The sequence below is a fragment of the Marinobacter sp. C1S70 genome, from assembly GCF_000475355.1.
Taxonomy (GTDB): domain Bacteria; phylum Pseudomonadota; class Gammaproteobacteria; order Pseudomonadales; family Oleiphilaceae; genus Marinobacter; species Marinobacter nauticus.
The window spans coordinates 170071-195807 of sequence record NZ_AXBW01000084.1; the positions used below are offsets into that span (position 1 = coordinate 170071).

Consider the following 25737-nt stretch of genomic DNA (forward strand, 5'->3'; position numbering starts at 1 on the left):
CGAGCGATCAGGCCGTCAGGTTGTAAACAAACACGATCGCCACGGCAATCGGGGTCACAAAGCGGATCAGGTTGTACCACAGGCTGAACGCGCCACCCTGCAGGGCCAGGTCGCTCTTCAGCGATTCCTTGGCCACAAACCAGCCCACAAAAATGGCGGTCAGCAGGCCAGACAGTGGCAGCATGATGTTGGCGGTGAAGTAGTCCAGCAGGTCGAACACCGTCTTGCCTTCAAAGGCGGCAAACATGCCCAGCGGCGTCACATCAGACCAGACGTTCAGGGACAGAATGGAAACAATGCCCAGCGCCCAGCACAGCACGCCCACCAGAATAGCGCTGCCGGTGCGGGCCAGGCTGGTTTTCTCTTCAACCCACTCAACCACCGGCTCCAGCAGGGAAATGCCAGAGGTCCAGGCAGCAAACAGCAACAGAACGAAGAACAGGGTGCCGAACAGGCTGCCCATGGGCATGTTACCGAACGCCAGCGGCAGGGTCTGGAAGATCAGACCGGGGCCGGCACCGGCTTCCAGGCCGTTGGCAAACACCACCGGGAAAATGGCCAGGCCCGCCAGCAGTGCCACCACAGTGTCCATGATCGCCACACTGACGGCGGTGCGGCCGATGGAGACATCACGGCCCAGGTAGGAACCGTAAGCCATCATGATGGCCATACCCAGGCTCAGTGTGAAGAAGGCGTGCCCCAGGGCAACCAGTACGCCTTTCACCGTCAGTGCCTCAAAATTCGGGGTGAACAGGAAACTAACCGCCTCGCCGAAATGGCCGGTCGTCGTCGCGTAGCCAACCACCAGCAACAGCAGCAGGAACAGCGCCGGCATCAGAATGGTAACCGCACGTTCCAGGCCGCCTTTCAGGCCCCGGGAAACTACCAGCACCACCAGCGCCATGAACACCGTGTGCCAGGCCAGCAGCTGAATCGGGCTGCCCAGCAGGCCACCGAACAGCTCGCCCACAGATTCTGCAGTGCCGCCGGTGAAATCGCCCATCGCCGCGTGGCCAATGTAGGAGGCCGCCCAGCCACCGATGACCGAGTAGAAGGACAGAATGATAAACGCAGCCAGCATGCCGACAATGGCCGACACTCGCCAGGCCGGCGACGCCAGGTTGCGCTCCGCCACCAGCCGAAAACTGGTAATGGGGTTATGACGACCATTCCGGCCGATAAACACTTCCGCCATCATGATGGGAATACCGATGATGGCAATACAGAGCAGGTACACCAGAACGAAGGCACCACCGCCGTTCTCGCCGGTGACATAGGGGAACTTCCAGATATTACCGAGACCAACCGCGGAACCGGTGGCTGCCAGAATAAACGCGAACTTGGAAGACCAGAGTCCGCGAGCCCCGTTCCCGCTGTCTGCTGCGGAGTTGGACTGAGTCATGTGTTTGCTTCCTGTGCTTTTGGCTGAGGAAAATACGAATTGTCAGATCGCCCGGCACGACGTGCGGGCTGTTGGGGCGGGATTCTGCCAGCACTGGCGGCATGATGCCAGTGCTGAGGGGCGAGCGCCGGGAGAATTCATCATTCCCGACGCGGCCCGGGAAAGCTAATCAGCGGGTTTTACTGACAAATCTAGCAATCAGGTCTTTAAGGCCACCGGCCATCTGGCTCAAGGTGTCGCTGCTCTGTTTTGCCGCATCCGCCTGTTCATCACTCTGGTCAGCCAGGCTGGCAATATTCACCACCTGGCGATTGATTTCATCCGACACCTGGCTCTGCTCTTCAAACGCCGCGGACATAGTGATAAAACTCTCGGAGATGCGATCCACCGAGCTAACGATGGCATTAAGCGCATCGGCCGCGCCCTGCACCCGGTTCAGACCATCACTGGCAATCTTTTCACCGGCGCGCACGGCGTTCACGGTTTCATCCACCTGGGCACGGAAATCCTCAATCACCTCGTGTATGCGTACCGTCGACTGCCGGGTACGCTGCGCCAGCGAGCGCACTTCATCAGCCACCACCGCAAAGCCCCGGCCCTGTTCTCCGGCCCGGGCCGCCTCAATGGCAGCATTGAGGGCCAGGAGATTGGTCTGATCGGCGATTTCGCTGATCAGATCCGCCGCCTCGCCAATGCTGCGGGTGGATTCGCCCAACCGCCCCACCGAGTCACCAATGCTCTGAACCTGGTTTACCAGTTGCTGGATGGCGCCCAGTGCCTCACCACTACGGTCGCTACCCTCATGGGCCTGGCGGTTGGCTTGTTCCGCTTCCCTGGCGTTGTGATTAACGGATTCGGCCACTTCCTGGATGGAGACCGTCATTTCGTTGATGGCGGAGGCGGTCTGGTCCGTTTCGGCCCGTTGGCGGGCAATGGCAGAGGCACCTTCGCTGATGTAACCATGGGAGGCCCTGGCCTGCTCCAGAAGTTGCTCAGCCTGATCATCAATGCGGGCCAATGCGGTTCTGATTCGCGCCTCCTCACTCACCAGCAGTAAGGCCAGCCGCGACATCAGTCCACGCTCATCGCTGTAGGTGCGGGCGACGATAGGGTCCTGGAAACCATCCGGACGCAACGCCAGCAGGCCCTTGAGCCGGTTGGAAATGGAGGTAAACACCAAACCAAAACCCAGCAGGTGGCCAACCACTACCAGAAGCACGGCAAAAGCCGGAGAGTCGAATGCCAGTGCACCCAGGCTCAAACCCATGGACACCACAAAGGGCCAGCCTGAACGGGCCATGGATAGAGCCCGGTTGCGCCAATCGGAGCTCAACCGACCTTCGGAGATCTTTTTGTACAGACTTTCAGCGCGGGCAATCTGATCCCGTGAAGCCCGCACACGAACCGATTCATAGCCCACCATCTGGCCATTTTCCCAAATTGGCGTAGCGTAGGCGCTCACCCAGTAATGGTCACCGGACTTCGCCCGGTTTTTCACCACCCCCATCCAGGCCTTGCCGGCTTTCAGGTATTCCCACATATCGGCAAACACCGCCGGCGGCATATCCGGGTGGCGGATCAGGTTATGGGGCTGGCCGATCAATTCATCCCGGTTGTAACCACTGATGGTGACAAAGTCATCATCGCAGTAGGTAATCACCCCTTTGAGAGTGGTCGAACTGATCAGCCGCATACCGTCAGGTATGTGGATCTCACGCTGGGTGACAGGCAGGTTCTTGCGCATGGGGGGAACTGTTTGTCCGTTGGTTCAAAAAAATTTCACGGCGACAGCTTAGTTATAGATATATATCAATGAAATAGCGAATAGGTTACGCCGTGTCCTATTCGTGTAACGGCAACAGGTCACGGCGCTTTAGAAAAAATGCAGATAACTCAGGATGATGCAACCAGCCTTGCCCTGGGATGATAGCGGGCATTCACCCACAAAGAGAACCCTATCACCACACCACCAACGGCCAGGCGCAGCAGATCGGCATCCCGGTTCCAGATCAACAGATTCACCAGCAGGCCGGCGGGCACAAGGGCATTGTTCATCACCGCCAGGGTGCCGGCATCTACCTTGCAGGCGCCGCGATTCCACAGGTACAGCCCCAGGCCCGATGCCGCCAGGCCCAGCCAGGCAAGAATGCCCCACTGCAAGGACGTTGAGGGCAACTTGTCCGGATTACCGAAAATCAGGAACGATGGCAGCGCGATAATCAAGGCCCCAAAGAAGAAATAACCGAAGGTGCGATACCCCGGCAACGCCAGAGGGTAGCGTTGCATTACGTGCTTGTAGCCCACCTGCCCGGCGGCGAAGGTGAAGTTGGCCACCTGCAACAACAGGAACCCGGTAATGAAATCCTCACTGAGGCCATCATATCGAATAATACCGGCCCCCAGTGTGGCAATGGCCGCGGCCAGCAAGGCCACCGGCGAAAACCGGCGGGCCAGTGCATCATCCACCAGGGTTACGTACAGGGGGGTAAAAATGGTGAACAGCAACACTTCCGGCACCGTCAGGTAACTGAACGAACGATACAGGCACAGATAGGTGATGCCGAACTGCAGCATACCGGTTACCAGTATGCCCAGCTTCATCCCGGAGGGAACGCCGCGCCAGCGGGTAAACGGCAGGAACACCAGGGCTGCCAGCAAGACCCGGCTCAATACCGCAAAGTCGCTGTCTACACGGCCAGCCAGGAATTCGCCGATCAGGCTGAACGAAAAGGCCCAGAGCACGGTAACCAGAACCAGTAAGACCATTGATTGCATCACCCCTGTTGTATGCCGGGCGCCTACTTTACTGCTTTACGGTGGTTTTTGCAGCGGTGGCAGGCGGGGAAACCCCTATCAGCGGGAGTCTGCCGGTTGAGGTACCATGGCCGGTCCTGCACGAGTGCCACGTTACTATCCCGGAAAGACCAGAGCGCCATGGACGAAACCCATCAGCCATTACCCGAAGCCCGCCAGCCGCTGATTCAGCGCACGCTCGCCGAGTGGAAAACCCTGGCCATTCTGGGCGGCCCGATTCTGATTGCCCAGGTGGCACAGATGGCCAATGGTGTGATCGATACCGTGATGGCTGGCCACGCCAGTGCCGAAGACCTCGCGGCCGTGGGTATCGGCAGCAGCCTGTGGATGCCGCTTTTCCTGTTTTTCATGGGCATGCTCGGCGCCTTGCAACCGATCATTTCCGGCTACAACGGCGCTCGGACAACCCATAAGATCATGCCCGCAACCTGGCAGGGCATCTACATTGCGGCGGGCGGCACCGTAGTGATGGCGCTGTTGCTGACCAATGTCCATCCCGTCCTGGCCCTGCTGAGACTCGACCCGCACACCGCCGGCATCACCCAGGGTTATCTCGACGCATTCGCCTGGGGCATTCCCGCGCTGCTGCTGATCAACGCCCTTCGGGGCCTGACCGATGGCCTGGGTCATACCCGGGTCATCATGGCGTTTTCCGTGCTCAGCACCCTGATTAATTTGCCCCTGAATTACATCTTCATTTACGGCAAACTCGGGCTTCCCGCCATGGGCGGCGTCGGCTGTGGCTGGGCCACATCCATCTCCAACGGTATCGCCGCCATCGCCATGCTGATCTACCTGAACCGCAGCGAGACCTTCCGCCAGTTTCATCTGATTGCCGATTGGGTGAAGCCCGACTGGGCCGGCATTCGCTACATCCTGCGCATTGGCGTGCCCATCGGCTTCACCATCTTCGTGGAAGCCAGCATGTTTGCAGTAATTGCACTGTTCCTGGCACCGCTGGGGCCAGTGGTGGTTGCCGGGCATCAGATTGCCCTGAATGTGGTATCGCTGCTGTTCATGCTGCCGCTGAGCGTCGGCATGGCGCTGACCCTGCGGGTGAGCTTTCTGGTAGGTGCGCGGGCCCCGGATTCCGCCCGGCTCATCTCCCGCAGCTCGCTGATTCTGGCCTCGGCCATCGCCCTGCTGTTTGCCACCCTGCTGTTCGTGTTCTCCGGCGCGATTGCCAGCCTGTATTCCGGCGATGCCGAGGTTCAGGCGGTCACCATTCGGCTGCTCACCTTCGCCGCCATGTTCCAGATTGCCGATGTTATCCAGGTAACCTGTATCAGCGCCCTGCGTGGCTACAAGGACACCCGCATTCCCATGTTCATCATGCTGTTTTCGTTCTGGGGGGTGGGCCTGCCGCTGGGGTATGTACTGACATTTACCGACTGGCTGTGGCCGGCGCTGGGCGCTGCAGGCTTCTGGGTAGGACTAACCGCCGGACTGACCTCCGCCAGCCTGTTACTCGGCTGGCGCCTGTTTCGTTTTCAGCCACCAACACCCGTTGATGAAGATACTCAGCCTGCAGCCGTGGGGACCGGCTCCGGCATGAGCTGACCGATCTCCTCAGCGTAGACAATCCGGTCGCGCCCGGTTTCCTTGGCGGTGTACAGGGCATTATCGGCCCGGGCCAGCCAGCTATCCACACTCTCGCCATGGCCCAGCAGGGCCACACCAAATGAGGCGGTTACCGGCCCACCGGGGTGTTTCATGTATTTGCGCAATACCTGCTGAAGATTGTTCATCACCGCACGCAGATTCACGCCATCAACACCTGGTAGCAGTAATACAAATTCCTCACCACCGTATCGGAACAGCTGATCGGAACGGCGGGTATTGCTCTCCAGCAGGGCCACCAGCTCGGTGAGCACATCGTCACCTACACCATGGCCATACTCATCGTTGATCTTCTTGAAGTGGTCGATATCCAGCAACACCAGAGCGTAGGGCAGGCCGGAACGCTCGGCATTCGCAGCGGCCACATCCAGCTCTTCATCCATGGAACGGCGGTTCTTTACGCCGGTCAGCGGGTCGATGGTGGCCAGTTGCTCCAGGCGCCGACGCTGGCTATGGTTGCGGTGGGCAAAAACATAGGCGCAGACACTGACCACCACTGCGGTAGAGGAGAATGACCACATCTGCTCCTGGCTGCTGAAGGCCAGCCCAACCACCATCATCGCCAGGATAGCGGACAGGTTAATACCCACCGCAATTCTCGGGCCGACCAAGAAGAAGGTGGTTACCAGGCAGGGATACAACCAGAACAACCCCGGGTCACCCACAATGCTGCCAACCACCACAGCACCGTAGGATGAAATAATCGCCATGACCAGGCCCGTCCTGCGGGTATCCCCCGTTAACCAGGCGTAAGCCATACTCGTCGCAATACCGCCCAGAATCGCGCTATCCACCACGCCCGCCAGCAGGTTGCCCTGCATAAACCGCAGCACCGCAAACGGCGTGATGCCCACCAGCCCGCTGATGCCCAGCAAGGTAATGATGGATAAACGAAAATCGTTTTTCGGACGGTGAAACATGCTGCCCTGGATCCGACAAAAGTATTATTTAGCATCCAAGAGTAGCCCAAGCTTTTCAAACGGTCGTTCCAGGGCAACGATTCTTAACAAATCTACCACCAAAGGCGACATAATGTGACCTGCATCACGCTTTGCTTTTCTCTAATATTCCAATGTAATCCACTTTATAATCGTCCAGGCAACGATCATTAGCTTCAAACCTATTGGCCAGTCATACTATCGCGCACCGGCTGCAGATTCAGGAACATTGTGTCTAACTCACTGATAAGAATAGCCCCCGGGGCACTCACCATAGGCAAGCCACTGCCCTGGGATGTTTTCGACTCAGAAGGCAATATTCTTCTGCGTCAGGGCTATGTGATTCAGACCAACAGCCAGCTCGAGCAGCTGTTTGAAAGAGGGCGCTTCAAGCCCCGAAAGATCGAGCGGCCGAAAGAGGAAGCGTTTGAAGACCTGCGCCAACGGAATCCGTTTGCGGAATACGGTGACCTGCTGACCACGCTGGAAACCACGCTCAAGGCCATTACCTCAGAAGACCCCACCGCCCAGAAGCGCCTGCTGGGCCTGTGCCGGATGCTGGATAAAACCTGCCAGGAAGCTCCCGACGCCAGCCTGGCGCTGGTGCACCTGTACTCCATCGGCCCCACCATCCATGAACAGATCCTGTTCTACGGCATCCTGTGCCATTTCATCGCCCGCCAGTTCGGGCTGGAGGAAAAGCGAGCCACCGTGTTGACCGCTGCCGCGCTCACCGCCAACCTTGCGCTGGTGCCAGTGGCCGACCAGCTCAACGCCTCCAACAAGGTGCTCACGGACGACCAGCGCGCGGTGATTCGCAAACACCCCCTGCGCAGTATCGACGCGCTGAAGTCTGCCGGCATCAGCAACAAGCTGCTACTCCGGATTATTGCCCAGCACCACGAGCAGGCGGATGGTTCAGGTTATCCGGAGGGCCTCAGTGGCGGGGAAATCCTGCCAGAAGCGGAAATTCTGGCGCTGTCTGAACGCTATGTGGCGATGATTACCAAACGGGCCTATCGCAACCGGATGAACATCACCGAGGCCCGCAAACTCATCGCCACCCTGGCAGATGGCAAGTTCCGGCCGGCCATTCCGCGTTCATTGCTGCTGGTACTGGGCGATCATCCCCCGGGCATGCTGGTCCGGCTGGTCAACAACGAGGTGGGGGTGGTTACACGCCGGGCGGATCGAACCCGGGGACCTTTCGTGAAGGCGATATTCGGCCCCCGAGGCAACCGCTACAGCGGCACCGTTGAGCGCGATACCAGCCTGCTGGAATACAACATTCGAGCGCCGGAAGAGCCCGAGATCATGCCATCCATGGATTTCAGCATGCTCTGGGGCTTCCGCTCCTGAATCAGATCAGCCCAAGTGCCCGGGCATGATGGTTCAGGTGATCGTCAATGAACGAGGCGATAAAGAAGTAGCTGTGGTCATAGCCCCGATGCATACGCAGGTTCAGGTGATGATGAAATTTCTCACACACATCGGCCAGGGCATCCGGATTCAGCTGGCTGTCCAGAAACTCATCGGCCGTACCCTGGTCCACCAGTAGCGGCAGCCGTTCCTTTGCCGTCGGAATCAACACAGTGGCATCCCAGGCTTCCCACGCCGACTGATCGTCACCCAGGTATCCGCTAAACGCCTTCTGGCCCCAGGGGCAGGCCATGGGGTTGGCAATTGGAGCAAAGGCCGATACCGACTTGTAATACCCCGGGTTCTTCAAAGCCGCAATCAGAGCCCCGTGCCCGCCCATCGAATGGCCACTGACCGAACGTTCGCCGTTCAGCGGCAACTCGTTTTCCACCAGCTGCGGCAGCTCCTTGACCACATAATCATACATCCGGTAATGCGGCGCCCAGGGCTGCTGGGTCGCGTTGACATAGAAACCGGCTCCGGAGCCAAAATCATAGCTGTCATCCTCGCCGGGCAGATTCACGCCTCGGGGGCTGGTATCCGGGCAGACAATGGCCAGGCCCAGCTTTGCAGCGAGTTTCTGGGCGCCGGCTTTCTGCATGAAATTCTGATCGGTGCAGGTGAGGCCCGACAACCAGTACAGCACCGGCACCTCTTTGGCCTGAGCACCCAGCGCCGCAGGAGGAAGAAACACCGCAAATTCCATGTCGCACTCCAGGGTAGCGGAGGTATGGCGATAGCGGCGGTGTTCTCCGTCGAAACAGACGTTGGTGGATAACAGGTCCATAGATCCCCCCCGGAGTTAAGGATGTGGTTAGCGATCAGTCTTCAGCCCCGGCATAGCTGGGTTTGTCGATACTGAAACCGGACTTGGCAAATTCCGCAAGAATGGCAGTACGCGTTACGATACCAACCAGCTTGCCATGATCAACCACCGGGTACACTTTTGGCTTACCGGCCCCAAGATTCTGGGCCAGATCCACCACCGACATGTCCGGCGATACCGTCATCGGCTGCCGGAACATCACGTCATCCACAATGGGATCACCTTCGTGGTGGTAGTTGCTGACCAGCAGCGAGTGTATACAGTCCTGTTCCGAGACAAAGCCCAGCACACGGCGATGATCATCCACCACCGGCAAACCGGTAACATGATTGGCCAGCAGGGCTTTCACCACCCTGGTGACCGGCGTACCACAGCGTATCGGTTCAATGTGGTTCCACATCACTTCAGATATTTTCAATGAGCGCATCGACAACTTCCTTTCAGACAGAATAACGGTGCCCGATTGAGCACTTCCATACCCTAAACATAGGCAAAGCACACAGAAATGAAAAACCGGCGTTATGAAAACGGTTTACATCGGATAATTGTCGACTAAACTCAATGGGTTATGCCCTTTCAGGGCTCAATAATCCTGATTCATCCGTGGTAAACAGTGGGAGAACCCATGGAAGCCATTTCCAATTTTGTAAGTGAAATCAACGGACTGGTATGGGGCCCTCCCATGCTGGTGATGATTCTGGGCGTCGGCCTGTTTCTGAGTATTGGCCTGAAATTGATGCCGATCATGAAACTGGGGGCCGGTTTCCGCCTGATGTGGAGCGGCCGGGCCCGCGGTGACGAGGACGACGGCGATATTCCCCCGTTCCAGGCCCTGATGACTGCACTGTCTGCCACCGTGGGTACCGGTAACATTGCCGGTGTTGCCACCGCAGTCTTCCTCGGCGGCCCCGGAGCGCTGTTCTGGATGTGGCTCACAGCCCTGGTAGGCATGGCCACCAAATATTCAGAAGCCGTTCTGGCGGTTCGCTTCCGGGAAGTGGACGAGCGCGGCAACCACGTGGGCGGCCCCATGTATTACATCCGTAACGGCCTTGGCAGCAAGTGGGCCTGGCTAGGCATCCTGTTTGCGGTGTTTGCCTCTGTGGCCGCCTTTGGCATCGGTAACACGGTTCAGGCCAACTCCGTCGCCGATGTGCTGGAAACCAATTTTGGCCTGCCCCACTGGGTAACCGGTGTGATCCTGATGGTACTGGTGGGCATGGTACTGATTGGCGGTATCAAGCGTATCGGCCAGGTAGCCAGTGCGCTGGTGCCGTTTATGGCTGTGTCCTATGTGCTGATTGGCCTGATCGTACTGGCCATCAACGCCAACCAGATTCCGGAAGCCATCAGCATGGTATTCAGCTATGCCTTCAGCCCGGCTGCAGCCGAGGGCGGGTTTGCCGGTGCTGCAGTCTGGGCAGCCATCCGCTTTGGTGTGGCCCGGGGCATCTTCTCTAACGAAGCAGGTCTGGGCTCTGCCCCCATCGCCCACGCGGCAGCACAAACCAAAAACCCGGTCAAGCAGGGCATGGTGGCCATGCTGGGCACCTTCATCGACACCATCATTGTCTGTTCCATCACTGGTCTGGTGATCATCACCTCCGGTGCCTGGACGTCCGGTGAAACCGGTGCCGCACTCACGTCCCTGGCCTTTGAAACCGGCCTGCCGGGCTTTGGTAACTACGTGGTGGCGATTGCCCTGGCGATCTTCGCGTTCACCACCATCATTGGCTGGTCTTTCTACGGCGAGCGCTGTATTGAATTCCTGTTCGGTGTGAAGGCCATTCTGCCTTACCGGGTACTGTGGATTGTGGCCATTCCGGTGGGCGCCACCATCAACCTGGGCTTTATCTGGCTGGTGGCCGACACCCTGAACGCCATGATGGCACTGCCCAACCTGATCGCCCTGCTGCTGTTGAGCCCGGTAGTGTTCCGACTGACCAGGGAGCACTTCGAGAAGCAGAAGGCTCTGGGCGTGGAGTAATACCCTGTCTATGCAAGACGCTCACAAGGATGTGAGCGATCCGTTGGATGCGCCAGATCAAGTCCCCCTTGTAACTGGCGCATCCATCACCACAGTTACTCGTATACACTGATCAGACAACAACGGCGGGCAACGCCGGCGCAATACACGAATTTGCCAACAACCGTGTCGAAGGAGATTAAGTATGAGTCTGCGTCTTGGAGATACTGCACCCGATTTTGAACAGGATTCCACCGAGGGCCGCATTCGCTTTCACGAGTGGCTAGGCAATAGCTGGGGCGTGCTGTTTTCCCACCCGGCCGACTTCACCCCGGTGTGCACCACCGAGCTGGGCCTGACTGCCAAGCTCAAAGACGAGTTTGCCAAGCGTAACGTCAAGGCCATTGCCTTGAGTGTCGACCCGGTCGATTCTCACCACGACTGGATCAAGGACATCAACGAAACTCAGGGCTGCACGGTCAACTTCCCGATCATTGCAGACCACGACCGCCAGGTGTCCGAGAAGTACGACATGATCCACCCGAACGCCAACGACAGCCTGACCGTGCGTTCGCTGTTTATCATCGACCCGAACAAGAAGGTTCGACTGATCATCACCTACCCGGCATCCACCGGTCGTAACTTCAATGAAGTGCTGCGGGTAATCGATTCCCTGCAACTGACCGACGAACACCGCGTGGCCACACCCGGCAACTGGGAGAGTGGCAGCGATGTGGTGATTGTGCCGTCCCTGCAGGATGAAGATGAGATCAAAAAACGCTTCCCGAAAGGCTACAAAGCCGTGAAGTCCTACCTGCGGATGACACCAGACCCACGTGCTAACTGGAGTGGTGACTGATCCACTCTGTTGCGTTGAAGTTATCGGAGGGCAGGTTCAAACCTGCCCTCTTCACCGGCACTTACCAATGTGCCGGTACCTGCCCTTCCCGGATCCTCTGAGGATGATCTCCGACATCGACCCGCGCCAATTCAGTCGCAGTATCGATATCAATCACTGACATCTGGTCGGTACCGCTCCAGGAGACGTAACAACGGTCGCCCGCTTCATTGGTCGTTACCCAATAAGGCTTCTCGCCGAGGCCAGTCAGTAACTGATAATCAAACGTTTCGCGGTCCACGATCGCCAGGTAATCACTCATCGTACCTGCCACACACAGAGCATCTCCGTCGCCATTCATGGCAATGCCGTGGTGAGCCGAATCATTGATGTAGAGTTCCCGGGGCAGGTCCGGCACAAGATTGGGTAACTCGGCCAATCGGGTGACCACGCCTTCTTCCATGTCGTACTCCACGAAGCCGTGCAGGAACGACAACTGAAAATAGAAGAAACGTTCATCCGGAGTATGAGCCATGGGCCGGATGGCCGGGCTCAGCTTGCCCAGGCCGGCCGCCTTCAACTTATCGGCAAAATCGAACTGTTCAATGATCTCCAGTGAGTTGGCATCCACCACCTGAAAGCGGCGCTCACCCTTGGTGAAATCCAGCAGATTCTTGTCCAGCGGTGTGAATACATGGCCAATGCTGGCGTGGTAGATCTTGCTGCCATCCCGGGAATAGACATTTTCATGGGGAGAATTCCCGGTAGGGAAGCGACCAATCTCGTTCCCGGTATTCACATCCAACACGTGAACCACATTGCCGGTAGAGGCCGAAACGGCGACCCGGGTGCCGTCTGGCGACAGAGCCATGTGATCGGAACGGTAACCCTCCACCTGAAAACGCCAGGCGATTTTCCCGGTCCCGGTTTCGATGGCAACCACATCGGCAAAACTCGGGCGGGAGACAATCAGCAGCCGGCCATCCGGAGAACTGTACATATCGTCCACATACTGATCGTTACCTTCGCCAATCAGGTAACGTACCGCTTTAAAGAACACGAGTCGTATCGGGTTGAAGAGAATTTCAGTCATACGTTGGCGCTTGTCGGGGATGCCATTGATGCGCCCCAGGCTGGTATAGGTCTCGGCATCAATCACATCGATCATGCCTTCCCAGTTGTTGCCAACAAAAATGACATCACGCGTGTTCTCCTGGGCCACTGCTGGTGTACCGGCCAGCGCAAGAGACGACGCAAGCAGCAATGCCTGAATACCGCGGCGGGCGCGAGGCTGCTTCATTCGTATCATGGTGAGCTCTCCGAACTATTGTTTTTGCTATTTATCAACTCGGCGAACACTTGTACCTTTTTTGATCAATCGCGCACATGACGCAAGCGACAGCAGCTGCGTCATTTCGGTCAATTCCAGGTATAAAAAAAGGACAGGTTTTACCCTGTCCTTTCGTGAGTGAGGCTTAACTGCCGGTATCAGAACGCCGGAACAACCGCACCTTCATACTTCTCCATAATGAAATCCTTCACCGCATCTGATTTCAACGCATTGGCCAGCTTCTGCATGGCTTCGCTGTCCTTGTTGTCCGGACGGGCGACCAGGATGTTCACGTACGGAGACTCGGAGCCTTCGATCACCAGAGCATCTTCAGACGGGTTCAGGCCCGCTTCCAGCGCGTAGTTGGTGTTGATCAGCGCCAGGTCCACCTGGTTCAGGATACGCGGCAGGGTCGCCGCTTCCAGTTCCTTGAAGTCCAGGTCTTTGGGGTTGTCGGCAATATCACGCGGGGTCGCAGTGATCTTGCTTTCGTCCTTCAGGGTAATCAGGCCCGCTTTCTGCAGCAGCAGCAGAGCACGTCCACCGTTGGTGGGGTCGTTGGGGATGGCTACAACCGCACCTTCTTTCAGCTCGTCCAGAGACTCGATCTTGCTGGAGTAGGCGCCGAACGGCTCCACGTGAACGCCGGTCACAGTCACCAGGTTGGTGCCACGGCCGTCGTTGAACTCATCCAGGTACGGCTGGTGCTGGAAGAAGTTGGCATCCATACGCTTCTGATCAACCTGGATGTTGGGCTGCACGTAGTCGGTGAACACCTTTACATCCAGCTCCACACCCTGTTCCGCCAAGGCCGGCTTCACGAATTCCAGCAGCTCGGCGTGGGGTACCGGAGTCGCGGCCACGGACAGTTGTTCTGCCGAAGCAGCGGTCGAGAAGGTTGCAACAGCGGCCAGGGCCACCAGAGTTTTCTTCAGGTTCATAACAAATCTCCTGCGTTAATTATTTACGGCTGAAATACAGAACCAGGCGATCGCCCGCCATCTGCAACACCTGCACAAAGATCACCAGCAGGGCCACAGTAATCACCATGACGTCGGTCTGGAACCGCTGGTAACCGAACCGGATTGCCAGGTCACCAAGGCCGCCGCCACCAATAACGCCAGACATGGCTGCGTAAGACACCAGAGTAATGGCCGTTACCGTAATGCCCGCGATAATGCCGGGAAGTGCCTCCGGCAGCAAGGCACCAAAGATGATCTGTCGGACATTCGCACCCATGGCCTGGGTTGCTTCAATAATGCCCCGGTCCACCTCCCGCAAGGAGGTTTCCACCAGGCGGGCAAAGAACGGAGCACCACCGGCCACCAACGGGGGAATCGCGCCGGCCACACCCAGGGAGGTGCCGATCAGCATTACCGTGAACGGGATCATCACAATCAGCAGGATGATGAAGGGCACAGAGCGCAGCACGTTCACAATAAACGACAGGATGGCGTAGGCCACCGGCTGTTCCAGCAACTGACGCTTGCCGGTCAGGAACAACAGCACACCTATGGGCAAGCCAATCAATACGCTGAACAACAGCGACATGCCCACCATCACCAGGGTATCCCAACTGGCCCAGCCAATTTCGGCCCAGTCCACGTTCCCCATAAGGCTTTCCATCAAGGCTTCCATCAGCGCACCACCTCCACATGAACTTCAGCGGCTTCCAGCGCTTTCATGGCGACCTCCAGATCGCCGCCCACCAACGACAGGGTCAACTGGCCGTAGGGCGTGTCCTTGATGTGATCAATCCTGCCCGAGAGAATACTGAAATCCACACCGGATTCCCGGGCAACACTACCAAGCAACGGTTTGTACGTGGATTCCCCCTTGAACGTCAGTCGCAGAATACGACCCTCGGCTTTCTGCAGATCTTCCTGCAACTCATCGCGATCGACGTTTTCGCTTTCGAACACAAAATCCCGGGTGGTCGGGTGCTGGGGGTGCAGAAAGACTTCACTGACCGGCCCCATTTCCACCACACGGCCGGCATCCATCACCGCCACCCGGTCACAGACACGGCGCACCACATCCATCTCGTGGGTAATCAGCACAATAGTCAGGCCCAGTTCCTTGTTGATGTCCGCCAGTAGCTTCAGTACCGACTGGGTGGTTTGTGGGTCCAGGGCGCTGGTGGCTTCATCGCACAGCAAAATAGTCGGTCTGCAGGCCAGAGCGCGGGCAATGCCTACCCGCTGTTTCTGCCCGCCAGACAACTGGGACGGATATTTGTTGGCATGATCGCTCAGGCTCACCCGTGCCAGCAGCTCATCCACCCGACTGCGAATTTCAGCCTTGGAATAAATGCCCGCCAGCTTCATCGGGAAGGCAATATTGTCAGCCACCGTCTTGGACGACAGCAGATTGAAATGCTGGAAAATCATGCCCACTTTGCGTCGGAAGGCCCGCAACTCTGCGGCGCTGTAGCGGGTGATGTCCTCGTCGTCGATCAGGATGCGACCGCCGGTGGAGGGTTCCAGTTTGTTGATCAGTCGGACAAGGGTCGATTTGCCCGCGCCGGAGTGGCCGACGATGCCGAACACCTCACCGGTCTCAATGGTCATACTGGTGGGATGCAGCGCGGGGATCGCCCGGCCAGCCACCTGGTACGACTTTTCTACCTGGTCAAATACAATCACGATCAGTGCCTGCAGATGCGTCGTTAAAAACCGGCGATTATAGCCTATTCAGCAGTCAAACCCGAATCCCGCCCGGTGGCCGGCAGGTGGGTAGTTGCCCTTACACCAAAAGGTACCTGACAGACCCGCACCCAGGTCAGCACGGTCAGCCGGGCCATCACGCTGATCGGCTTTGATGCCGTGAAGTCCATGGCGATTCATGCCGCGGTACAGGCCCGCTGTCTGATGCCCAAACGCACCGAGCACGCCCTTGAAGAAGTCTTTATCGGCGATTTGCTGATGAACATCGGCGAGACACCCGCCGCCATCCGTGACCAGCTCAAGGTGAATGCCCAGGAGGCCACCAAAGTGGCGGTTTCTCTCGGCATCCCGCAAGTGACGGCCCTGCTGCCGGGCAACCAGGAATCGGCCCCCGACGCCCAGGCCATGGACTCCGATCTGCAACTGCAGATTCTGCGGGAGCTGACCCAGACCCTGGCGGAAAAACCGGACATTAACGAGGTCTGCCAGCTGGTAATCGAGGGCATTCACCGGGCCATCGGCATGCAGCGCGTGGCCCTGCTGATGACTGACCGCTCCGGCGAATTGCTGGTACCGCGCAAGGTAGGTGGCCGCGGCACCGAAGAATGGCGCGAGCACTTCATCATCAAGAAAGACGGCACCGGCCCACTCGGGCCACTGCTACCCCATGGCCCCTGCGCCGTCTATGAGCCTCGAAAGCAGACCGAGGGCGTACCCTACGACCGCTGACTGGGGAAAGTTCCGGCGTTGACAGGCTCGCTGAAAGCCAAGGGCCGGCACCAAGAAAGGTTAGTGCAGTGAACGCATCTGCCTTGGGTATAACGCCGCACTGACTTCGGGCTCTTCCAGCAGATCCGCCAGTTCCCGATCCACGTCGGTTTCCTCGCCCTCATCCGGCAGTGGCTCGAACAATGTGCTCAGCCAGGAGGCCACGGACGGCGCGTTGTCCCGATCGTAGTCAGTAGACAGCGCCTTGATCCGGCGGAAGCCGATAATGCGTTGGTGGCGCGGGTCGCGGATCTGCTCGAAACCCCGCCAGTAGATGCGATCACGGGTATGAAGTTGGACGAACAGGGTGTCGATGGGGCCGTTATCGTCATCCTGGGCATCGTCATCAGCCGCCACCTGCTCCGGCTCGGGCTGGCCTTCGGCCGGTTTGCGGCGGATGGTGGTCCAGGCCGGGTAGAGTACCGCGACCGCGTCGGCCTCCACATGTTCCCTGGCTGCTCTCAGAATAAGCCCCCAGCGAGCCTTGTCGGCATCGGTCTCCAGTGAGTTGATGGGAAGGTCGTAGCTCTGATCACTGGACAGGACAATCGCCATCATCGGGGCGTCCAGTTCCCCCATGGCTTCAGCCTGCGCTACGGATACCAGATCGTCGATTGCCATCGATTGGTTCATAAGATGCTCGCCTCCTCGATGCCATCAGGGTGGTCAGGAACCGGTGTCCCTGACTTACAGCATAGCCTGTTCCACATGGAAAGATAAACGTGGAGTTGGCCACCGCGGATCACAACCCCCGGAGAAGGTTTTTTCTTCAACGTCAGAAAGCATCCTCAAGGCGCTCGTAGTTACTGAACCACGGATTGGCCTCTTCCAGCTGGGCTGCAACCTGCAGCAGGCGATCTTCACCACCATGGGCGGCCCCGAACTGCACACCCACCGGCAGCCCCTCACGGGTCCAGTGCATGGGTACTGACATCGCCGGCGTTCCCGTGAGGTTGGCCAGCTGGGTGAACGGTGTCCTGGCCAGGCTTTCCAGGGCCATCTGGTCTACCTGTCCACTTCTGTGCACCAACTTTCCGGCTTTCAGGCCCAGCATCAGCCGCGCCACCAGCTTCAGGTGAGCAGGTGTATCCATTTGTCCGATCCGGGCCGGTAACTGGCCAGTGGTGGGACACAGATAAAGATCAAAACGATCGAAATAGGCCCCGAGGGCCCGGGCGAAATCGTTCCACTGCTGGCGCAGGCGAACATAGTCCGGCAGCGGCATGGTGCGCCCGAGCATGCCCAGCAGCCGGGTTTCCAGCTCAAAATCCCGATCGGTGGCGCCGAATTCGGTTTTCGCGCGCTCCATGAGGGCAGACACCTCACCGAAATACAGCGCCAGGTAGCAACGGGCAAGGGCGAGTCCATCGAATTCCGGGCGCGCGTATTCTACGTCGTGGCCCAGGGATTCTAGCAGGCGAGCCGTTTCTTCGACTGCGGCGACGCATTCCGGCGCCACCTCAGTGTCATAGGGTGACGAGGTAAATACGCCGATTTTGAGGCGGCCCGGTGACTGCTGCATCAGGTCCGCCCATGGGGCCGATGGCTGTGGAATGGTAAACGGGTCGCCACTGGCCGGGCCGGAAAGCACATCCAGCATCGCGGCGCTGTCCCGGACCGTGCGGGAAACCACATGATCGGTAGAAGCGCCGGTCCAGGCCTCACCAGCGTATGGGCCAACCGAAATCCGGCCCCGGGACGGTTTGAGCCCGAACAAGCCATTGTAGGCGGCCGGAATACGAATGGAGCCGCCGCCATCGTTGGCACCCGCCATGGGCACAATGCCAGCCGCGACCGCAGCACCAGAACCGCCGCTGGAGCCACCCGGCGTGCGCTCGGTATCCCAGGGGTTACGGCTGGGGCCCCACAACGCCGATTCGGTCACGGCCTTGAGGCCGAATTCCGGGGTTGCCGTGCGGCCAAGAAAAACCAGCCCGGCCTCCCGGGCACGGCGCACAAACTGGGAATCCCGCGTGGCCACGTTCTTCAGCAGAGCCCGGCTGCCGTATGTACACGGATGCCCGGCCTGTTCCTGTGCCAGATCCTTGAGCAACAAGGGCACCCCGGCGAAGGGGCCCTGTGCAGGAAAATCCTGATCCATGGCCTCCGCAAACTGCGGGTGGCAGATGGCATTCAGGCGCGGGTTCACGGCGCTGGCACGGTCGATAGCGGCCTCGGTCACTTCCCGGGAGGTGACTTCACCCCGGCGAATCAGATCGGCCAGGGCCGTGGCATCGTAACGGAGATATTCGGACGGTTTCATTGGCAACCCTGCTTGTTGTTCTTCGGCGAAAGTCCCCTGGACATTCCCGTTATAAACCGGAAACTCAGGAGCTTACGCCAATACCAGAGTGAGTTCCATGAGCCTGATCGTGTTTCCGGAAGCCCTGAGCACCAGCGTGATGGTGTTCCTGCTGATGGCTTCAGCGGTTACCTCCATGATAACCGCCACCCTGGGCGCAGGCGGCGGTGTCCTGCTGCTGGTACTGATGGCATCCTGGCTGCCAACGGCGGCGATCATTCCTGTGCACGGCATGATCCAGCTCGGTTCCAACAGTGGCCGGGCCATACTGACCCGGCATCATATCGACTGGAAGGTGATCGCCGCCTTCGCCCCAGGCGTGCTGGCAGGGGCCGCACTGGGTGCCTGGTTACTGGTGGATCTACCGGCTCATCTGTGGCAACTGAGCATTGCCCTGTTCGTGCTTTACCTGTGCTGGGGCCCCGGGTTGCCCAAGGCCTCTTTTGGCCCGTTCGGCGTGTTTATCGCTTCTGCCATCACCAGTTTCGTGAGTCTGTTCGTGGGCGCTACCGGCCCCCTGGTGGCGGCGTTTATCAAGCAGATTCACACCGATCGCTTCCGCACTGTCGCCACCTTTGGCACCGCCATGACCCTGCAGCACGCCCCCAAGGCCCTGGTATTCGGCGTGGCCGGTTTTGTGTTTTCGGAGTGGCTGCTCTTTATTCTGGCCATGATCGCCTGCGGCTTTGCCGGCACCTGGCTTGGATTGCACCTGCTTAAATCCATCAATAACCGGTGGTTCCACACCGCCTTCAACCTGGTACTTACCCTGCTGGCGTTCCGCTTGCTCTGGCAGGCAGCGCGTTCTGCTGGCTGGCTTGGCTAAGGCCGGTCGCCTTCGTCCGGCAATGCAATCGATACTACGCAGTTCCGGCCCCGGGATTTGGCGATGTAGCAGCCTTCATCAGCCCGTGCCATCACCTCTTTCGGGCCGTTGTCGTGAGCTGAAACCGGCGTCAGGCCAATACAGACGGTGACGCCGAACTTGCGACCATCATGTGTGATTTTCAACGCCTGGACCTTTGTCCGGATACTTTCAGCCAGAGTTTCTGCCCGCGCCATACCACAGGCTGGCAACAAAACAGCGAACTCATCACCCCCGAGGCGGGCTACTGTATCCGACTGGCGCACGGCCTGTTTGAACACATCCGCCAGCCGTTTCAGCAGTTCATCGCCAACCAGGTGCCCCCCCTCATCATTGACGGGTTTGAAGTGGTCCAGGTCAATCATCATCAGCACCGCCGGAACCTCTCGCTGGGGTGCATCGGCCAAAGCTTTGAGCAATGAAGCGGTAAACGCCCGCCGGTTCAGCAACTGGGTCAGCGCATCGTGGGTGGCCTCCCAGGACAATCGCTCCTCTTCCCGCCGGCGTTCGCTGTCATCCCTGAGCACAAACACCAGCCGTTCCTGCCGCTCTCCTTTGCGCATATGCAGCATGGTCAGATCGATGTCGTAGATCCGGCCCTCCAGGTTTTCCAGGGTTACGTAGCGATTGTCGATTTCGTTTCCGGCCAGAAAGGTGTCGTAAACCAGTTCTTCATTATCGTGGCGGATGGTGACGGATTCGAAAAAGTTATGGCCAACACAGTCATCGTCCAGCGCCAGAAAACTGCAGCCAGCACCGTTGGCGTAGCGGATAGCGCCTTCGGTATCCACCATGAGCACCCCTTCCTGAAGCACATCAAGAATCGAATCCGCCCGCTGCTGTTCCTCGCGAATGGCCCGTTCAAAGCGCATTTCCTGAGTCACATCCCGGACGGCGGTAATGGTACCAATAGCCTGGTCCGGCAGGTCGATCACCGAGGTAATGACATCCACCCAGACATAACCGGGCAGACGATGGGTTAGCAACCGTAGCCGGCTCCTGAAAAAGCTGCGGCGTACCAGAACATTGCGCCACCCTTTCATGGCCTTGTCCCGATCCTCGCTGGCCACCGTTTCAATCAGATAGCGATGGCGGAGCCAGTCCTCGGGGCGCCCCACAATATCCAGAAACGCCGGGTTCACGAACTCTATACGGCCCAGGATATCCGTGTGTACGATGCCGATAGGTGCATTGCTGGTGAGGGACCGGAAGAAGGCCTCGCGTTCGGCCAGTGACCGGAAAATCTCATCCCGTTCCTGCCGCACCTGGTTGAAGACTTTGGCAACGTTGCGGATCTCCGACCCGCCCACCTCAGAAACAGGCTCCTCACGCTCACCAGTGTGCCGCTGATATATCTGAACCCCGAGATTGCGCAACGGCGCCAACAACCGGTAGAAGATCCAGAAAGCCAGGGGCGCCAGTATTGATACTACCGCCAGCAACGCCCAACTGAAGCCACCGGTCATCCTCAGTGCCGGAGCAAAGGCCTCACGCTCGGGCCAGACAGCGGCCACAAACCATGGCACCAGCGCCATTTGCGCATAGCCGGTTATGGTCCCGGTTTTCCGGCCTGGATGATCGTGGGATGTGCCCTCGAAACCGGACATCGCCTGCAGTAAAGAGGGGGATGATTTGCTTACGGGCACCATCACCTCTCCCGACAGACCATCAGCAAGTACGATGCCGTTTTGCGTTATCAGGCGCAAATAGCCGGTCTGGCCCACCCGGACACTGGCAAATTCACTCATGAAATTATCGCCCTGCAGCAGAATCAGCCCGCCAATCATGCCGATGAATCGCTGGTTTGCATCAAACAGGGGCGCAGCCACCATAACGCCGGGCTGCTCATCAATTACGGTGATGTAGGGAGCGCTGATAATGGGCGACATCCGGCTGACCAGATCGGTGAAGTAGGGGCGCTGCGAGGCATTAAAACCGGGTACGTAATACGACGCCGGGGAAGCTGCCAGTAACCGACCATCGGCATCGAGAATAAAGGTGGCATCGAAAAGCTGGAGCAGGGCATCCTGATTACGCAGCAAAACCCGGGCCCGATTTTCCAGCACGATCTCGGTAGAGCGGAAGCCTTCGGCCACCAATGTCAGTACATCCAGTCTTTCCGACAGCTTCAGATCCAGTTCCCTGGCGACCATTCCGGCAATGGTTTCTACTTGACCATACGCCATGTCCTCCAGCTCGGCCCGACTGAGCAGCCACCCGATGGCCGCAATGACAACCGCGGATGTCGCCACAAACACCACTACCAGGGCGACGGCTCGGTTGACCAGGCTGCCGAACCATTTTCTGACCAAATTAATCACTCCCGCTGCTCAGGCTCTCAGGCTCTGGGCGCCCATCACGAACACCAGATAGTTGCAAACGTCACCGAAAGTCTAACAAAGGCGGGCGGATACGTCAGATCGAGACTTGAAATTCTACTGATAATCGTTATTATTTAGGTCTATTTTCGTCTCGCCGGGAATATCTGTATGGATTCCATCACTGCCACTTCTGCATCGCTGTTCGACCAAGGGCCACTCGGCCAACTGGTCGAAATGGGCGGCCCAGTCATGATCGTACTGATCGCCATAGCTGCCATTGGCGTGATCACGTTCTTTTACCTGATGCTGTTCGGAGCCTTCTATGCCCCGCGATTTACCCGAAAGTTGCGCTACCTGGTTCAGCAATGGCAGGCATCCCCGGCCCAGACTTCCCCGGAAAAGATCAGAGCCGACGCCGGCTTGCTCGGGCGCACCAATCCGCTGATGCATCTGCTGGTCAACACCATGACCGCCAGCAAGAGCAATCCGAATATCAGTGCTGTAAGGGAAACCGCCGTAAGGGATGCGCAAGCGGCGCTGGAACCTTTCGAGGCACCGTTAAAAATCATCGAAGTGATTGCCGCCCTGGCCCCCTTGCTGGGCCTTCTGGGTACCGTAATGGGCATGATGGAAGCATTCAGCGCGATGGCGGCGACCGATGGTCGCGCCAACGCCAGCCAGCTGTCCGGTGGTATCTATGAAGCGTTGACCACGACGGCCGCAGGCCTGGTAGTGGCCATTCCTTTTGCGGCGCTGGCGGCCTGGATCGAGTTCCGTCTGCGCCGGATTCACAAAACCATCAACAGTGCCCTTGTCAGCGTCTTCAACGTGTTGCCTGGCGACGAAACGGCCACAGCGGCAGACGTGGCCACACCGGCAGCCGAGCCCCGCCCTGAGAGGGCAGCAGAGGCGGACCGGAGTTATTCGGTCGGCGATAATCAGCGGCTGGCACATGCAGCTGGTTGACCCCCGGCCAAACCGCCCGATCCCCATCCGGATAACACCACTGATCGATGTGGTGTTCATCCTGTTGGTGTTCTTTATGCTTACCACCCGGTTGTTACCGGTAGATTACCTGGAACTGGCGAACAATACCGGCCAGCAGAGCAGTGCCACAGGCGCCCCCCTGCCAGAGCTCAGGGTCAATGCCAATGGCACGGTACGCTGGAAGAAGAAAGACTTCGACCTGGCGCAGCTGCTGTCGACGCTGAACGCTGAAGGGGTAAGCGAAGCCAATCTCGCCACTACGCCCGATACCAGCCTGGCCCATTTCACCCGGACCCTCAGTGCGCTGGATAACGCCGGCATTGAACCTCACTGGAAGCGTACAAACACGCCTGACTCATGACAGACCTGGTTCCACCTCCATCAACCTCCGGCAAGGGCCTTCTGGAACGTGTTGAAGATGCGTTGCTGCCCTTGATCAATCTGGTGTTTCTGCTGCTGATGTTTTTCATTGTAGCGGGACAACTTACCAACGAACCGCTGCCAGAACTGCCTGGTACCGAGCAGAGTCCGGAACAGCAGGCACCCGAGGCCGACATGATGGTTCAGGCCGATGGCCAATGGCAGGTCGAAGGCAAGCACCAGACCCGCGAGAGTCTGCTTGCCGCGCTTCCGGCTCCGGATGAGAACGTACCCTTGAAGATTGCGGCGGATCAAAGCCTGACCATGACCGAGCTGGAGGACTTGCTCAGGATTCTGGAAGAGGGCGGTTATTCGGAAGTTCTGCTGCTCACGGAGCCTGCCACATGACAACAGCAGGTCGGCTACCCAAGGCCCTGTTCCTGATCATCGCCATGATCGCAACCGCCCTTGCAGCAATCCTGGCCACGCCCGAGGAAATCCTGGAGATGCCGGTTCTGGGCGACAGTGCCGTGAACACCGCCCCCGCAATCAAGATCAATCTCGCCGGCAGGAAATCGGTAGAGCCAAAGCCGGAGGTCGCGCCGGAGCCAGAACCGCAGCCCAAGCCAGAACCCAAACCAGAGCCCAAACCAGAGCCAAAGCCGGAACCGAAACCTGAACCCGTGCCAGAACCAGAACCTGAGCCAATACCAGAACCTGCCCCCACACCGCAGGAGCCAGAATCCAGTCCCACCGAGGCCGTGGCAGAAAGCCCAGAACAACCTCAGGGCGAAGAAGCGGACAGTAACACCAACCAAAGCGCGGTACCTTTACAGAATGCCGGTCAGTCATCACAGGTAGACAGCTACCTGAGCAAGCTCAGCCGGCACCTGGCGCGCTATTACGAGTATCCTCGCCGTGCCCGCCGGCTAGGCCAGGAGGGTACACCGGTGATTGTCTTCGAGTTCCGGCGCGATGGCTCGCTGGTGGAACACTCGCTGCGCGACAGTTCCGGGCACTCATTGCTGGACGATGCTGCTTTGGCCATGCTGGCGCAAGCTGCGCCACTGCCAGCCGTGCCGGACTCCATGCGCGGCAAGTCCTTCACTTACGCTCTGCCAGTCCGTTTTAATCTGCGCTGACTCACTCCCTGCCAGGCACCAAGGAAAGGCAGGGCGCACTCTGCCGGTGCGCCGACCAGCACGGCAGGCACGAAACCGCAACCGATACCCTCACTCAACCTGTTGATTCTTAAATCAAACCCTGAAAGCTCCCAACACTGGCACACTCTCTGCTCAGACATCCTCAGCAGATAGCCTGTTCATCTTCATTCAGGCTGCCCGCGCACATTCTGTTCAGACGACGGCGTCTACTCATTCCAGCCCCTACCGGGCAGGCAATGAGGGCGCCGTTTTTTGTTGGCTCCAGATAACCAGAAAGCGATCAGGGGAACACACTATGTCTTACATCATGCCTTCGGAGTTCGTCACCAAGATGGTGGACGCCGGTGAATCAAAAATATACATGGCCACCCGGGATGTCCTCATCCGGGCCTTTATGGCCGGGGCCATCCTGGCACTGGCGGCGGTATTCGCCATTACCGTCGGCGTACAGACCGGCAGTCCGCTGGTCGGCGCACTGCTGTTTCCGGTCGGGTTCTGCATGCTTTATCTGATGGGGTTCGACCTGCTCACCGGGGTGTTCATGCTGACCCCACTGGCCCTTCTCGACCGACGCCCCGGGGTGGATACCCGCGGCATCCTTCGAAACTGGGGCTGGGTGTTCCTGGGTAACTTCGGCGGCGCCCTGACGGTTGCCACCATCATGGCCTTTGTTTTCACCTACGGTTTCAACACCGAAGCCGGAGTGGTCGGGGACAAAATTGCCTCTATCGGCAAGGCCCGTACCCTGGGTTATGCCGAACATGGTGTGGCTGGCTGGTTCACCATCTTCCTGCGGGGTGTACTGTGTAACTGGATGGTATCCATGGGCGTGGTGGGCGCGATGATCTCCACCACGGTCCAGGGCAAGGTACTGGCCATGTGGATGCCGATCATGCTGTTCTTCTACATGGGCTTTGAGCACTCCATCGTCAACATGTTCCTGTTCCCGTTTGCACTGATGATGGGCGGCGAGTTCAGTATCATGGATTACTTCATCTGGAACGAGATCCCCACCGTTCTGGGCAACCTGGTAGGTGGCCTGTCCTTCACTGGGCTGACGCTTTACGCCACCCACGTCCGCACCGCACCCAAGCGCACCCTGGCAACAGACTACCGCGAACCCGTCAGCGCCCGCAGCGCCTGATTACCACC

25 protein-coding genes are annotated in these 25737 nt (G+C 58.6%); 11 read left to right on the plus strand and 14 right to left on the minus strand.

Translation table 11 applies throughout. The features are described from left to right. Positions 1–7: 7 nt before the first annotated feature. The 3 genes from Q669_RS18435 to Q669_RS18445 form a co-directional block, all read right to left on the minus strand. Entirely contained in the window at positions 8–1402 is a 1395-nt protein-coding gene (locus Q669_RS18435) for a sodium-dependent transporter (protein ID WP_011783817.1), read from the minus strand. A gap of 169 nt (positions 1403–1571) precedes the next feature. Further along, entirely contained in the window at positions 1572–3146 is a 1575-nt protein-coding gene (locus tag Q669_RS18440; RefSeq protein WP_022993412.1) for a PAS domain-containing methyl-accepting chemotaxis protein, read from the minus strand. Positions 3147–3295: 149 nt separating this feature from the next. Next, entirely contained in the window at positions 3296–4168 is an 873-nt protein-coding gene (locus Q669_RS18445) for a carboxylate/amino acid/amine transporter (RefSeq protein ID WP_022993413.1), read from the minus strand. Between the two features lie 168 nt (positions 4169–4336). On the opposite strand from Q669_RS18445, the gene Q669_RS18450 reads away from it, so the two are divergent. Next, entirely contained in the window at positions 4337–5776 is a 1440-nt protein-coding gene (locus Q669_RS18450; protein WP_022993414.1) for an MATE family efflux transporter, read from the plus strand. Here the strand turns inward: Q669_RS18450 and Q669_RS18455 are convergent. After that, complete coding sequence (locus Q669_RS18455) at positions 5737–6756, minus strand: GGDEF domain-containing protein (protein WP_022993415.1); 1020 nt, start codon at positions 6754–6756, stop codon at positions 5737–5739. The two genes, Q669_RS18450 and Q669_RS18455, sit on opposite strands and share 40 nt — an antisense overlap. A gap of 249 nt (positions 6757–7005) precedes the next feature. On the opposite strand from Q669_RS18455, the gene Q669_RS18460 reads away from it, so the two are divergent. Beyond that, positions 7006–8133, plus strand: coding sequence for an HD-GYP domain-containing protein (locus tag Q669_RS18460; protein WP_022993416.1), 1128 nt, complete (start codon positions 7006–7008; stop codon positions 8131–8133). A gap of 1 nt (position 8134) precedes the next feature. Here Q669_RS18460 and fghA read toward each other — a convergent pair whose 3' ends face one another. Both fghA and Q669_RS18470 read right to left on the minus strand, forming a co-directional pair. Beyond that, positions 8135–8980 (minus strand): S-formylglutathione hydrolase, encoded by an 846-nt coding sequence (gene fghA, locus Q669_RS18465; RefSeq protein WP_014420174.1) that lies wholly within the window; start codon positions 8978–8980, stop codon positions 8135–8137. Positions 8981–9014: 34 nt separating this feature from the next. Continuing rightward, positions 9015–9446, minus strand: a complete 432-nt coding sequence (locus Q669_RS18470; RefSeq protein ID WP_022993417.1) for a CBS domain-containing protein — start codon at positions 9444–9446, stop codon at positions 9015–9017. A 198-nt stretch (positions 9447–9644) separates the two neighbouring features. On the opposite strand from Q669_RS18470, the gene Q669_RS18475 reads away from it, so the two are divergent. After that, complete coding sequence (locus Q669_RS18475; protein ID WP_022993418.1) at positions 9645–11006, plus strand: alanine/glycine:cation symporter family protein; 1362 nt, start codon at positions 9645–9647, stop codon at positions 11004–11006. A gap of 184 nt (positions 11007–11190) precedes the next feature. After that, positions 11191–11844 carry a peroxiredoxin gene (locus Q669_RS18480; protein WP_022993419.1) on the plus strand — a complete coding sequence of 218 codons (654 nt, stop codon included), beginning with the start codon at positions 11191–11193 and terminating at the stop codon, positions 11842–11844. Between the two features lie 61 nt (positions 11845–11905). Here the strand turns inward: Q669_RS18480 and Q669_RS18485 are convergent, their stop codons facing one another. The 5 genes from Q669_RS18485 to Q669_RS19665 all read right to left on the minus strand — a co-directional run bounded on the left by Q669_RS18485 (position 11906) and on the right by Q669_RS19665 (position 15989). Next, positions 11906–13132 carry a YncE family protein gene (locus tag Q669_RS18485; RefSeq protein WP_200861815.1) on the minus strand — a complete coding sequence of 409 codons (1227 nt, stop codon included), beginning with the start codon at positions 13130–13132 and terminating at the stop codon, positions 11906–11908. A gap of 179 nt (positions 13133–13311) precedes the next feature. Beyond that, positions 13312–14094, minus strand: a complete 783-nt coding sequence (locus tag Q669_RS18490) for a MetQ/NlpA family ABC transporter substrate-binding protein (RefSeq protein WP_022993421.1) — start codon at positions 14092–14094, stop codon at positions 13312–13314. A gap of 19 nt (positions 14095–14113) precedes the next feature. Then, positions 14114–14791, minus strand: coding sequence for a methionine ABC transporter permease (locus Q669_RS18495; protein ID WP_014420171.1), 678 nt, complete (start codon positions 14789–14791; stop codon positions 14114–14116). Further along, positions 14791–15798, minus strand: a complete 1008-nt coding sequence (locus Q669_RS18500; protein ID WP_014420170.1) for a methionine ABC transporter ATP-binding protein — start codon at positions 15796–15798, stop codon at positions 14791–14793. Before Q669_RS18500 ends, Q669_RS18495 begins: the two co-directional genes overlap by 1 nt. 44 nt (positions 15799–15842) lie before the next feature. Beyond that, the gene (locus Q669_RS19665) at positions 15843–15989 is read right to left on the minus strand and encodes a hypothetical protein (protein ID WP_022993422.1); all 147 of its coding nucleotides are present in this window, start codon (positions 15987–15989) and stop codon (positions 15843–15845) included. Between Q669_RS19665 and Q669_RS18505 the strand changes: the two genes are divergently transcribed. Beyond that, the gene (locus Q669_RS18505) at positions 15988–16548 is read left to right on the plus strand and encodes a hypothetical protein (RefSeq protein ID WP_022993423.1); all 561 of its coding nucleotides are present in this window, start codon (positions 15988–15990) and stop codon (positions 16546–16548) included. The two genes, Q669_RS19665 and Q669_RS18505, sit on opposite strands and share 2 nt — an antisense overlap. Before the next feature lie 60 nt (positions 16549–16608). On the opposite strand, the gene Q669_RS18510 is transcribed toward Q669_RS18505, so the two are convergent. After that, positions 16609–17220: a hypothetical protein gene (locus tag Q669_RS18510; RefSeq protein ID WP_022993424.1), complete on the minus strand. Its 612-nt coding sequence runs from the start codon at positions 17218–17220 to the stop codon at positions 16609–16611. A gap of 142 nt (positions 17221–17362) precedes the next feature. Further along, complete coding sequence (locus tag Q669_RS18515; protein ID WP_022993425.1) at positions 17363–18850, minus strand: amidase; 1488 nt, start codon at positions 18848–18850, stop codon at positions 17363–17365. A 97-nt stretch (positions 18851–18947) separates the two neighbouring features. Here Q669_RS18515 and Q669_RS18520 point away from each other — a divergent pair, with 97 nt between their 5' ends. After that, entirely contained in the window at positions 18948–19715 is a 768-nt protein-coding gene (locus tag Q669_RS18520) for a sulfite exporter TauE/SafE family protein (protein ID WP_022993426.1), read from the plus strand. On the opposite strand, the gene Q669_RS18525 is transcribed toward Q669_RS18520, so the two are convergent. After that, positions 19712–22075, minus strand: coding sequence for a diguanylate cyclase domain-containing protein (locus Q669_RS18525; RefSeq protein ID WP_022993427.1), 2364 nt, complete (start codon positions 22073–22075; stop codon positions 19712–19714). The two genes, Q669_RS18520 and Q669_RS18525, sit on opposite strands and share 4 nt — an antisense overlap. 168 nt (positions 22076–22243) lie before the next feature. Here Q669_RS18525 and Q669_RS18530 point away from each other — a divergent pair, with 168 nt between their 5' ends. The 5 genes from Q669_RS18530 (at position 22244) to Q669_RS18550 (ending at position 25729) form a co-directional block, all read left to right on the plus strand. Beyond that, entirely contained in the window at positions 22244–23041 is a 798-nt protein-coding gene (locus Q669_RS18530; protein ID WP_022993428.1) for a MotA/TolQ/ExbB proton channel family protein, read from the plus strand. After that, positions 23028–23423 carry an ExbD/TolR family protein gene (locus Q669_RS18535; RefSeq protein ID WP_014420161.1) on the plus strand — a complete coding sequence of 132 codons (396 nt, stop codon included), beginning with the start codon at positions 23028–23030 and terminating at the stop codon, positions 23421–23423. Before Q669_RS18530 ends, Q669_RS18535 begins: the two co-directional genes overlap by 14 nt. Beyond that, positions 23420–23830: an ExbD/TolR family protein gene (locus tag Q669_RS18540; RefSeq protein WP_022993429.1), complete on the plus strand. Its 411-nt coding sequence runs from the start codon at positions 23420–23422 to the stop codon at positions 23828–23830. Before Q669_RS18535 ends, Q669_RS18540 begins: the two co-directional genes overlap by 4 nt. Next, positions 23827–24564: a TonB family protein gene (locus tag Q669_RS18545; protein WP_022993430.1), complete on the plus strand. Its 738-nt coding sequence runs from the start codon at positions 23827–23829 to the stop codon at positions 24562–24564. Before Q669_RS18540 ends, Q669_RS18545 begins: the two co-directional genes overlap by 4 nt. Positions 24565–24880: 316 nt before the next feature. Continuing rightward, positions 24881–25729: a formate/nitrite transporter family protein gene (locus Q669_RS18550; RefSeq protein ID WP_011783761.1), complete on the plus strand. Its 849-nt coding sequence runs from the start codon at positions 24881–24883 to the stop codon at positions 25727–25729. Positions 25730–25737: the final 8 nt, after the last annotated feature.